This is a genomic window from Nocardia sp. JMUB6875, assembly GCF_041154655.1.
Classification (GTDB): domain Bacteria; phylum Actinomycetota; class Actinomycetes; order Mycobacteriales; family Mycobacteriaceae; genus Nocardia.
Genome location: NZ_BAAFGR010000100.1, coordinates 18,750 through 30,157 on the forward strand (window position 1 = coordinate 18,750; position 11,408 = coordinate 30,157).

10 protein-coding genes and 1 pseudogene are annotated in these 11,408 nt (G+C 63.8%); 2 read left to right on the top strand and 9 right to left on the bottom strand.

Annotated features, from left to right (window positions below):
* Position 1: 1 nt before the first annotated feature.
* The 3 genes from ACAM49_RS24295 to ACAM49_RS24305 form a co-directional block, all read right to left on the bottom strand.
* Positions 2–1,633: a prenyltransferase/squalene oxidase repeat-containing protein gene (locus ACAM49_RS24295; protein ID WP_369637865.1), complete on the bottom strand. Its 1,632-nt coding sequence runs from the start codon at positions 1,631–1,633 to the stop codon at positions 2–4.
* 107 nt (positions 1,634–1,740) lie between these two features.
* Positions 1,741–2,832 carry a cytochrome P450 gene (locus ACAM49_RS24300; protein ID WP_369637866.1) on the bottom strand — a complete coding sequence of 364 codons (1,092 nt, stop codon included), beginning with the start codon at positions 2,830–2,832 and terminating at the stop codon, positions 1,741–1,743.
* Between the two features lie 1,204 nt (positions 2,833–4,036).
* Positions 4,037–4,621: a TetR/AcrR family transcriptional regulator gene (locus tag ACAM49_RS24305; RefSeq protein WP_369637867.1), complete on the bottom strand. Its 585-nt coding sequence runs from the start codon at positions 4,619–4,621 to the stop codon at positions 4,037–4,039.
* A gap of 80 nt (positions 4,622–4,701) precedes the next feature.
* Here ACAM49_RS24305 and ACAM49_RS24310 point away from each other — a divergent pair, with 80 nt between their 5' ends.
* Positions 4,702–5,190 carry a hypothetical protein gene (locus ACAM49_RS24310; protein WP_369637868.1) on the top strand — a complete coding sequence of 163 codons (489 nt, stop codon included), beginning with the start codon at positions 4,702–4,704 and terminating at the stop codon, positions 5,188–5,190.
* Here ACAM49_RS24310 and ACAM49_RS24315 read toward each other — a convergent pair.
* Entirely contained in the window at positions 5,187–6,317 is a 1,131-nt protein-coding gene (locus ACAM49_RS24315; RefSeq protein ID WP_369637869.1) for a M24 family metallopeptidase, read from the bottom strand. The two genes, ACAM49_RS24310 and ACAM49_RS24315, sit on opposite strands and share 4 nt — an antisense overlap.
* Before the next feature lie 55 nt (positions 6,318–6,372).
* Here ACAM49_RS24315 and ACAM49_RS24320 point away from each other — a divergent pair, with 55 nt between their 5' ends.
* Positions 6,373–7,320, top strand: a complete 948-nt coding sequence (locus tag ACAM49_RS24320; protein ID WP_369637870.1) for a 5'-3' exonuclease H3TH domain-containing protein — start codon at positions 6,373–6,375, stop codon at positions 7,318–7,320.
* Between the two features lie 82 nt (positions 7,321–7,402).
* On the opposite strand, the pseudogene ACAM49_RS24325 reads toward ACAM49_RS24320, so the two are convergent.
* The 5 genes and pseudogenes from ACAM49_RS24325 to ACAM49_RS24345 form a co-directional block, all read right to left on the bottom strand.
* Positions 7,403–7,681: pseudogene (locus ACAM49_RS24325) on the bottom strand (ATP-dependent DNA ligase); the annotation flags it as partial.
* Positions 7,682–8,339: 658 nt separating this feature from the next.
* Positions 8,340–9,341, bottom strand: coding sequence for an NAD-dependent epimerase/dehydratase family protein (locus ACAM49_RS24330; protein WP_369637871.1), 1,002 nt, complete (start codon positions 9,339–9,341; stop codon positions 8,340–8,342).
* A 110-nt stretch (positions 9,342–9,451) separates the two neighbouring features.
* A complete protein-coding gene (locus tag ACAM49_RS24335; RefSeq protein WP_369637872.1) occupies positions 9,452–9,796 on the bottom strand; it encodes a hypothetical protein in 345 nt (114 codons plus the stop codon).
* Positions 9,793–10,449: a hypothetical protein gene (locus tag ACAM49_RS24340; RefSeq protein WP_369637873.1), complete on the bottom strand. Its 657-nt coding sequence runs from the start codon at positions 10,447–10,449 to the stop codon at positions 9,793–9,795. Before ACAM49_RS24340 ends, ACAM49_RS24335 begins: the two co-directional genes overlap by 4 nt.
* 525 nt (positions 10,450–10,974) lie before the next feature.
* Positions 10,975–11,289 carry a hypothetical protein gene (locus ACAM49_RS24345; RefSeq protein WP_369637877.1) on the bottom strand — a complete coding sequence of 105 codons (315 nt, stop codon included), beginning with the start codon at positions 11,287–11,289 and terminating at the stop codon, positions 10,975–10,977.
* Positions 11,290–11,408 lie beyond the last annotated feature (119 nt).

The following is an 11,408-nucleotide window of genomic DNA, read 5'->3' on the forward strand; positions in this document are numbered from 1 at the left end:
CTCATCTCGAAGACTGTCGCGTGCGGCCGAGGGACAAGCTTCCGGGTGGGCTATCTGATTCGTGGGAGATGCTGTACCGTGCCAAGGCGCTGAGGATAACCATGCGGCTGATACGTTCGGGCTGGAACAACTCCTTGCCGTGCCACAGCGGAGTGCGGACGGGATCCGACGACTGGGCGTCCGCGTTGTTGGTCAGGAACTGGACTCCATGTGTGATAGCCGCAGTCAGATGAGTGATGTCGGCACAGAACTGCCCGCAGAGGAACAGGGTGTGCAGTGCATGGGCTGTGTCTTCGAGGGTCCCGTGCCACAAACCCCACGAACCATCGAATCGTTGCGTGTCCATTAGCCAGCGGACTGCCCGCGTCACCGCACCGCTGGCCAGGGGGCCACCATAGGAACGTAGCGCGGGGGTGGTGCACGCCGTGGCATAGATTGGGGAGGCGTGCCACTTATCAGTCCAACACCCGTCAGGGCCCTGCGCGTCCAGCAAGAATCTCGTGATCTTTGCCCGCGCCGGCTCAAACAGATGCCCCTCAGGAGGAAGATGCTCTTGCCACCCGCCGAATGCTTCTAGCATGTGGGCATTGGTGGTGACGGAGGCCGTACGTTCACCGAAGTAGTTACAGAAGGCCTCCCCGCCCTCGTCGAAGTTCAGCAGGCACGTCGGCGCGATTGGAAGGCCCAGCTGCGGCAACAGAAACAAGATCGTAGAGGTGAGGTCGCCGTCGACAGGCATCCCCGGCCCGAGGGCTACACCGCTTGGATTCAGTGATTGGGCGAGGGAGGCGGCGCACTGGTCACGCAACGTGTGTGGGATCGGGAGGCCAAGACGAAGGAGCGCGCCGATTGCCCAGGAACGCTCAAACACCGCGATAGGCAGCACGTCCGGTTGAGCACCACCACAGCGCGCTGCCTGACTAGTCAGGAAATCGATTGATGCCGACGACCGACCCTGCGACCATCCAAGGACTGTCGCTGTCGCCGCCGGTGAACAGCCAACGGGCCCATCACTGCCAAACGGCCGGGCGAGTGCCGAGGGTACAGTGCCTAGCACCTCCAGCGAGTGGCACATGTGCACTGGAAGCGGATGCCCGCCATGTGCTGCTGTGCGCAACGCGCGCAGCCGATCCAAATACGGGCCGCAAGCGGCCAGAGCCTCGTCGACCCGCGCGAGAAATCTCAGATGCATATCACCGATGGGAACAGCTGCCAGAGCTTCGCGGAGATCGGACAACATCGCGGGCACAACGAGCTCCACAGCGACGGTGTCAGGTAGCGCCGCCGGGGAGAACCGGGCAGGATCGGCGGTCAAGAATTCCAGAGCCCGGCGCACCGCGTTGGTGGCCTGCCAAATCGAGTGAGAGGCAATCGTAGGACGATTGATCGTCTCGACTAGCCCGACCAACGCGCCCAACGAAGGCACCAACCGGTAACTGACGGGCCAATGCGCATTACCCCAGCTCCCATCGGGATTCTGAACCCGCATCAAGAATTCTAGCCCGCATCGGCCAACGGAAGCCGGAATTCGCTCCGGGTACCGCGCCCATTGTCGCACCACCTGGCCGGTGTCATAGTAGCCGCCATCCACAATACCAAGCGGATCAGCGAGACTTTCTTCGAGAAGAGACACGATCTCAGCCCCAGATTCACGACCAACCATGTCACACCGACCTGCTACAAAACACCGGCGACGTTAACGTGTGCATAGAGACCTCCAAGCATTGAGCAGACCCGCATTCACCAGAGAACTGGGAGATTAAGTACGTCCGGGGCAACCACTCCTGCACGGAAATGCAGCTCGTCCTCGGTAACAGCCAGTCTCAGATTCGGCATTCTTCTTGCGAGGGTTCCGATGACGACTTGCAGCTCCATCCGAGACAGTGCCGCGCCGAAGCAATAGTTTGAGCCAAGCGAGAAGGTCGTGTGTCTGCGATCGCCTCTTTCCGGGACGATGAATTCTGGATGAGAATACTGTTCGGGGTCAAAGTTCGCCGACTCTAGACTCGCTACCACGATGCTGCCACCGGGGATGCGCACACCGGAAATCTCGACGTCGGTCAGGGTCTGCCTAGGCAACGATGTCGATACCGGTGGCGCCAAGCGCAGCAGTTCCTCGACAACTGGCTCGACCAGCTCCGGGCGACACCGCAGGGCAGCATAGATTTCTGGCTGACGGAGCAGAACAGGGACAGCCTTCCCTAACGTAGCCGCCACCGAATGGAGACCAGGTAGGCACAGCCGCATTGCTAGCGGGGCGAGTTTCTGTATCGGAAGTGTACCTGGATTGTCCTCATGAGCCTCCAACAGCGCACCGAGGACGTCATCGGTCCGTATGACACGTCGCTGCTCGAACTGTTCTTCAAAGTAACGGAAAACTGCTGCTTCGGCCATCCTAGACTCGTCGGTAGGTGAGTCGACAGCCACTAGTGGTGCTCTCTCCCGAACCCATTGCCGATCCGCTTCCGGAATTCCAACGAGTTCACCGATGATCGTCATAGGCAGTGCATTGGCTAGTGCCGCGACTAGATCGATCGGCGGAGTACAGCTTTCGATCGAAAGCAGCAGCTGATCGGTTACCTGTTGAGTCCGACGACGCAACCGTTCCACCCCCTGTGGAGTGAACCATCGGTTCACCACACGGTGGGGCATCGAGTGGTCGGCTGATTCTGGATCTACCGCCTCCGACGGAAGGTAGGCAACGAATTGTCCCGCCCCGGCCTTGGACAGTGCGGTCCGGCTAAATCGGCGATCTTCAAGCACTGTGCACACGTCGCGATACCGAGTGACCAGAAAAGCGGGGACACCGTTAGGGAGGATGATCTCGGCCACGGGACGCTCGCGGCGCAGCACCGCGAGAATGGGCTGTGGCTCCAGCATCCTGGTCCTCGGGAATGGATAATTCATGGGACTCGGCCAGTCGGTGATTGGGGGGATCATTACCATGGGTCCAATCTTTGGATTCTTACCTTCGTGAGCCGAATTTCGCGTTCTGTTTAGTCGGTGCAACGCCGGTCACCGGCCCGCCGATCGAGTGTTGCTACGGCGCATACGGCAGGTGCACCCATCCATAAGCAGAACGGACGCAACTCCTGCAGCAGCGCGGGGCGGCCGCAACATTCCGCGACGGCCGGGATGTCTCGAGATAATCGGGGTCGAGGCACTCACGACGTCTGTCCAAGCCAAGCCGAGTGAGGAGGACAGATTGCTAACTCGGGCGGGCTCGATGGTCATCCTGCCACCCTTTCTTGAGTCCAGAAGGTGCAGATCGATCGGAGTAGACGGTCGACTTACACCGACACCTACGACGGTATCCTGAGGGCCCTCGAGATGGACAAACGAGACTTGGACCCATTTTCGCCGTGTGATTTGGGGCGACGAAAGTTGGACTCGATAGTCAAAGGGTGCGATGGCCGGTAACGATCCGGTCGCCGGTGTCGACGGCCTGTTGAATGGCATGACGAAAGGTTTCGAGGTCGAACCGTGCAACGTCGAGTGGGCTAAGGCGGGCTAAAGCCGCCTGGTTGGTTGTTACCGACTGACGACCGTCTGCTGTGAGGACGACAATGTCCTCGATCCTCGGTAAGACCAGCCTCAGCCAATACGCCCCAGGGCTGCGCACACCGACTCTGGAGTGACACCAGGACGCACGGCCGCCAGCGCAAGTTGCAGAAACGCCGACCGGGCGCGGCGCTTGGCCGGCGTCGCCGGATCTGTCTGCGGTTCCAACACCACCTATAACTTGCCACTGCGGCTTTCCAGCAGCACTGCCCCATCGACGTGAAACGCCACCTCCTGCGATGGATCGAATGGATCGACCACGCTGAAGTTGCTGTCCACCACCGTCGCTGCAGCAGTTCCGCGAGCGCGTCGTGAGGAAGACTTGGCATACCGACCACCATGCCACGCAGCACCGACACGCTTGAAACCCAAAGGGGAGCAAACGCTTTCGAAGGGGGAGGAAGCGGGAGCGAAAGGCGACTATACGCAACTCGGCGCACACAGCGATCAGTTGCGAGTGATCAGTCTCAGGCAATCAGTCGCGGGTGAGGAGGGGGAGGATGTAGTCGTCGACTACGTGGGTGACGAAGGCGGCGTCCATGGGTTGTTTGCGGAGCACGAGCTGATGGAAGGTCATGGCCGGGAAAATTCTGGCTATGTCGGGGCCGCGTTCGGGGCGGGAAATCTCGCCGCGTGCGTGGGCTTGGGCGACGATGGCGGCGAATGCTTGTTGGCGTGGGCGGCCGACCATTTCGTACATCGCGGCTCGGACCGTGTCGTCGCGTGCCATTGCGGTGAGCAGACCGGCCTGCACCGCATCGCGTAGGGCATCGCGGGCCATGAAGGTCTCACCGAGGGCGAGCAGATCCGAGCGCAGCGACCCGGTGTTCGGCGTTGGCTCGGCCCACTGCAAGGAGCGAACTGTGTCGAGCACCAAGTCCGCCTTGGTTTTCCAGCGACGGTAGACGGTCGCCTTGCCCGCGCCGACTCGGGCCGCGACGGCCTCCATGGTCAGCTTGTCGTAGCCGACCTCGGCCAGTAGCTGCTGGGCCGCCTCGATCAGCTCTCGGTCGCGCCGTTCATCACGCGGACGTCCAGCTGCACGCTCAGTCTCGGTCACACAGCCTCCTCTCGACACTCATCCTACTATTGCGATACGATTCCGTATCGTATCGAATCACATTCGTTCTGGAGGAATCCATGTTCACCACACTGTTGGCTTTTCATGTCACCGTCGCCATCGGACTGGCCGTCCTGCTCGGCTTGCAATGTCTGACCGTCAGCCAGATTGTCGATGCGAGCCAACCGTTCCCGAATCGACGAGGTCAGGTCCTCGCGATTACTGCTGTACCGGTCGTGACCGTACTGGTGGCAGTCACCGGCTTCATCCTGATCGGCGACGGCGCCCATGGCGGGCCGTGGACCGGTGCGGGAGTGCTGTCCACCGCCATCATCGGGTCGATGTCGGGCTGGACACGTCGCAAGCTGCGCGCAGGAGTGCACCTTCCCGGCTCGCGTGCGATGACGGCAGTCCTTTGGGGCGCACCGGCTTTCGTCATGGCTGGCACATTCCTGATGGCGGCTCGGCCGATGAACCCACTGGGTGCAGTCGCACCGGTACTGGTCGCGGCTGCGGTCACCGGCGTTGCCGCTGTGCGCACGACACCGGTCCGGCCGCAAGTGGCTTAGAGCCTAGTGAGCCCGTGGGGCCGGTTGTTCACGGACTCGCAGCCGTCGGCGGTGACCACCACGATGTCCTCGATCCGGGCACCCCAGCGACCGCGGAAGTAGATGCCGGGCTCGATGCTGAAAGCCATTCCTGCGGTGAGCGGAAGCGCGTTTCCGGCAACGATGTACGGCTCTTCATGGACCGATAATCCGATGCCATGGCCGGTCCGGTGCACGAAGGCCTCGGCCAGACCGGCGGCGGCCAACACCTCGCGGGCGGCTGCGTCGACCGATTCGGCGGTCACACCCGGGCGCACGGCCGCGACGGCCGCCGCCTGCGCCCGTTCCAGGATCGCGATCTGTTCGGCCACTTCGGGATTCGGCTCACCAAGGACGTAGGTCCGGGTGCTGTCGGAGTTGTAGCCCGTCGACACGGGTCCACCGATGTCGATCACGACGACATCACCGTGTTCGATGACTCGCTCCGACTGCTCATGATGGGGATCGGCACCGTTGGGGCCGCTGCCGACGATCACGAAGGCAGCGAAGGTATGGCCTTCTGCGACGATCGCCTCGGCGATGTCTTTGGCCACCTCCACCTCGGTGCGGCCTGCGCGCAGGAACTCACCCATCCGGGCGTGCACGCGGTCGATAGCCGCGCCTGCCCGACGCAGCTCGTCGATCTCGGCCTCGTCCTTCACCATGCGCAGTTGTCGCAGCACGGTGGTCGCCAGAATCGGCTGGGTGTGCATGGCCTCGCCAAGCGGGATCAGATGCAGAGCAGGCATCGAATCTGACACGCCGACAAAGGGACCCGAGGGCAACAGCGACATACACATGCGGTATGGGTCAACCCCGTCGACCCAGTCCAGCACGGGCAACCCGAGCTCGGTGATCGCGGACTCCTTGAGCGAGGCGAGTTCCAGCGTCGGCACCACCATGGTCGACGCACTGCCGTCCGCAGGGATCACCAGACAGCTCAGTCGCTCGAAGGTCTGCGATCGCGATCCGACGAGAAACTCCAGGTCAGGGCCTGGCGTCACTAACAGTCCATCCAGCCCGGACCGGGCCGCCAACACCGCGGCGGCCTTCAGCCTGCTGTCGTAGACCGACGACGGAAAACGTGTGACTGCGGCTAGGGAACTCACCCAAACGAGGCTACGCCTGCATCGAAACTTGGCGTGGGGGCTACCCTAGACACCCATGACGTTGCTGCTCCTGGACGGTGCGAGCCTCTGGTTCCGCGCGTTCTATGCCGTGCCCGACAAGCTCGTCGCCCCCGACGGGCGATCGGTGAATGCCGTGCGCGGGTTCACCGACATGGTCGCCGCGCTGATCACCCGTCATCAGCCGTCCCGGCTCGCGGTGTGCCTCGACCTGGACTGGCGCCCGCAGTTCCGCGTGGACGCAGTCCCGTCGTACAAGGCCCACCGCCTCGACTCCTCCGACGATGCAGCCCCGGGTGCTGAGGAGGTCCCCGATCTGCTGACTCCGCAGGTCGACATGATCCTGGACGTACTCGCGGCCGCAGGCATCGCCACCGCCGGAGCCGACGGTCTCGAGGCCGACGACGTGCTGGGCACGCTTGCCACCAGGGAACGCACCAACGACGTCGTGGTCGTCAGCGGCGACCGCGACCTGCTGCAGCTGGCGTCCGACGACCCGGGACGACCACCGGTGCGAGTGCTCTACGTCGGACGCGGCCTCGCCAAGGCCGAGCTGTTCGGCCCGGCCGAGGTGGCCGCGAAATACGGTGTGCCCGTGACCAATGCAGGCCCCGCCTACGCCGACCTCGCCACCCTGCGCGGCGACGCCTCCGATGGACTACCCGGCGTGAAGGGCATCGGCGAGAAGTCGGCCTCCTCCCTAATCCTGCGCTACGGCTCCCTCGACGCCCTGATGGCCGCCGTCGCGGATCCAGCTTCCGACCTTGCCGCTGGCGTGCGGGCGAAACTCACTGCCGCACAGGAGTATCTCACCGCCGCAGCACCCGTTGTCCGGGTTGTTCGCGACGCCGAGGTCACCTTCTCCAAATCCGACGAGCTGCCTACAGCTCCGGCCGATCCGACCCGCCTCGCCGAACTCGCTGTGGCCTATAACGCCGAAAGCCCGGTGTCCCGCCTCATCAAAGCCATGCACGAGCGAGCGTGACTACTCGACCTTAATGGGCGGGGAGCGGCGCAAAGCTCGGCGGCGCGGGATAGCTCGCGACGTTGCCCACCACACCGACCTGCTAGGCGGTCTCGCCCTGTTCGCGAGCGCGTTTGCGGCGCTTGCCTTCGTGCATGGCTTGCACCCGGGCGACCGGGATCGTGTGGCCCTCTTCCAGTAGGTCGGCCGGAATCTGCTGTGGGGCAATGCCTGCCAACCACGGCATCGGGTCGCGGAGCTGATCCAACGCGGTACGGACCGTGAAGTCGGAGGGGTGCACACCGTCCAGCGCGTCCCAGGAGACCGGGAATGACACCGGCACACCCGAACGTCTGCGCGGGCTGTAAGCTGCGGTGGCTCCAGTGTCGCGAGCAGGTCCGGACTTGACCGCAGCAGCGCTAGTGCGTCCTCCAACTTCGGACACCGCACCCCGTTGATCGGAAGCTCACCGTCCAGCAATCGTGAGTCGAGGTTGGCGCGAACGACGTTCAGTCGCCGCTCGATGCGGTCGAGGTGCAGGCGAGCGAAGGTGCCCGGCGGCGCCGGAGTCGACGACACGGCGTAGCCGTGGTCGAACAGCTCCGTCAGAATCGGAGTCAGTGCGGCGAAGAACACGGCGGGGTCGCCGGCCTCGTCCAGCAGCTGAGCGACCGGAGTCCCCTCGACCCACGGCATCACCAGTGCGCAGCCGTCGTCACCGCGATACACCGCCACCGGCGCGACTACCCGATCCCTCAGCTGCGGGCAGCATCGGCGTATCAGGTCGATCTGGTCGGCCTTGCGTCCCAACGTGGCTGCATCGTGTCCGTCGACCAGCTCCGTGCCCGACCGCACGAACTTCACGACGTGCGCCCGGCCCTCGTGCTGGAACCGGCACACCGTCGCGTTCGACCCACCCCCGCCGCACACCTCACTCAGGTCTAAGCCCAGGCTCGACAGCAGATCGTCCAGGCAGTTCGGCTCGAGCTGCCTCCTGGTGACGAACGGCGGCGGCTCGGCGGTGGCGTGGTGGGTGCGCATCAGTCCACGTCCAGCACGTCGCTGGTCCACCAGCCGCGATGGTTCGCCCAGTCCAGCATCGCCGTCGCGCCCTCGGTCAGCGATGTCGACGGCTGCCATCCCAGGATGCGCACCGCTTTGCCGATGTCGGGAATCCGTGCGATCGGCTCGTCGTGGTTGGGGCCGTAGAGATCCCGTGAACTTCGGTGGATCGGCACCAGCCCGGACCGGTCAACTCCCGCTACCTCGGCGAGCGTGTCGATCGCCCCAAGCACACTGATCGGTGTGGTCGAGCCGATATTGAACGCCTCACCGAACGCCGCGGGCGTCTGCGACGCCCGCACCAGCGCAGCAACCGCGTCGTCGATGAAGGTGAAGCACCGACGCTGCTCGCCGCCGTCGAGAACCACCGGCTGATAGCCGTGCGCGAGTCGCCACAGGGTCCGGGTCACGAAGAAACTCGAATCCTGTCCCGGCCCATACACATTGAACAAGCGCACGGTGGTGAACCGAAGGCCCCTGCGGCGGGCGAGGTCGAACAGCAGCTGCTCAGCCAGCATCTTCGCTGTCGCATACACCCAGCGCGGTCGACTCGCGTCGCCCATCACGCAGTCCGCGGTCTCCGGCCACGGCAGGCTTGGGTTGCGGCCGAAAACCTCACTCGTGCTGGTGAACACCATCGGCACGCCCCGTCGCAGCGCCGCGTTCGCCACGATGCGGGTGCCGTTGAAAATGACATCGGCCACATCCTCGGCATCACGCAGGTAGTGCGACAACCCGACATGCGACGCCAGGTGGAACACCAGCTCCGCGCCGTCGATCGCGTCGTCGATCGCCGCAGAATCGCGAACATCGACCGCTCGATAATCGAAGTCGCACGAATCCAAGATCCCCGCCACCTTCGGCTGGTCCGCGACATCGACCAAATCCAGCACACGCACGTCGTCGCCGCGTTCGGTCAAGGTCCTCAGCAGATGACTTCCGACGAACCCCACGCCACCGGTCACGATCACCCCGGTCACACGATCACCTCCGGTCTCTAACAGTCCTGCGGCACACAACAAAAAGCCTCACTCGCGCCGCAGCCCGGCACCAGATCATCAATTGCGACCTCTCCTCATGCGTTGGCGATTCACTGTTCATCCGGCATCACCGCCTCGTCCTCGGTGAGCGACGTGGCCAGCTCCTCGGCCACCACGACGCGAACCAACACGTTCTGCGTGCGCAGCTCCCTCCGTCCCTCGGGCAGTTGCTCGGCGGTCGGCACCACGACGACCCGGATCAAGCCGCGGCTCGCGGCCGTGCAGATGGTCTCCAGGGTGCGGTGGCAGGGATAGTCCAGGTAGGTTCCGCCCCACTCGTAGTGGGGCTGCACGGCCGTCTTCAGCGCGTCTATCACTGTCCAGGTCACGCTCTCCGAGTCCGGATGACCCACGAGTCCGACGGCCATCGGCCGCAGTATTTCAACGGCATTCATGGTGTTAGTCCTTCGACATGTTCGGATATCGAAACGGCATCGTCCGGGTCGTAGTCAGCTGGTCGCCCGACGAAATGGACCGAATTCTCGCGTGGCACTTTGAGGTCCGACAGGTGATGCCGCATCGCGGCGAGAATGGCCATCGGCATCTGGGTGATGACAGTGGGCTCTGGAGGCAAGATGAAAGGAATCTGCCTGTAACCCCAATGGATGCCAAGAGCCTCCGCCAATTCGGCCCGCCAACGTGATGTCCTGAACTCATAGACGTCTTGTTCCCGGCCGCACTCCATGCCGAAATAGCAAGGTGTCGTGTGCCACTCCACGCGAGTCGCCATATGGGCGACGAGATACGACCACTCCCTGCTGGCCAAGCTCAGCAGGTACGTAGACAACGCGCGGGCATCGGCCTGGAGCGTTGGCGTTGGGGCAGGCTCCTGCTGATCGCTGAACTTTCCTGCGATATCAGCAGCCACCTCGGTGGCCCTGGCACGTTCGGTCTCGCCGATTTCGCATTCCGGATCGACGCCGTCGTAATGGAACGGCCCAACGGGCTCGCTCACCCTAGTCGGATGCTGTCTCCATATCAGGACGGCTACCGTCGAGAACGCCAGCCCATAGGCAAACAGGTTCGCCCTATTCATGATTCCGCTCATCTCGTGGTTGGTCCTTGGCTGCGCCGCTTGTTCGATTGAGGCGGCGCATCCGCGCGCCGTCGGTCGTCAAATGAAAATGCCCGTGTCGCGACCGCCTGCACGGATACGGACGCAACGGGATGCCGTCAAATTGTTCGAACGCCTTTGCCGCGGCGTTGGCTGATCTGCGGTCGTCGTAAATGAGCTTGCCGTCCGTGCCTGCCGACATCATGCGGGGCGCACGTCCGTCGGATTCACGCTTGCCGGGAGTGCAGCGCACTGGCAATCCATTCGCGAAAAGTCGTGCGTATCTTTCAATTACCGCTTCGCAGCCGGGGTTCCGCTCCCGCGAACGACCGTGGTCGGCCTCGACGGCGCTCGAACCTCGCCTTGCCTGTGATGTGGTGACGGCCCTCGTGGCCGGTGGTGCGATCAGCGGTTGGTGTTCTGTGCCGCTCATCATGTTGTCGTCACTCCTGAGTCGCCCAATATCGCGACACTCCGCACCCGCCGGTGCCGGGTACCTGGTGCGCTGTTCACCTGCGCTCATCGCGTCGCCTCGACGGTCGCGACCAAGACATCCCTGAGCACCCGCTCTGCCAGGTCCAGCAAAAGCTCTCTGCGCGCGTTTTCGTCGAGCGGGCTGTCCGGGCGTCGGTCCCACCGCTGCCCGGTGTCGGCGAACACCACGGTCACCGCCTGGCATAGCACCTCTCGCGCCCCGCCCAGAAGCGCGAGATCCTGCTCGGTCGACACCACGAGCGCCGCGATGCTCGTATCGAAGGCCAACCCGGTCAGCACATAACCCAGGACGACCTGGCCCGTCCTGCCCGAACCGCCGTGCCGCGTCCAAGGATTCATCCGCCAGATCCAGTGCCCGCCACCACTGCTGCCGATGCAACGCCACCGCGGTCGACGACACCAGACACGCCAGCCGCAAATCCCCCGGCGCACCCTCCCCGCTCAACACCGCCCGAGCC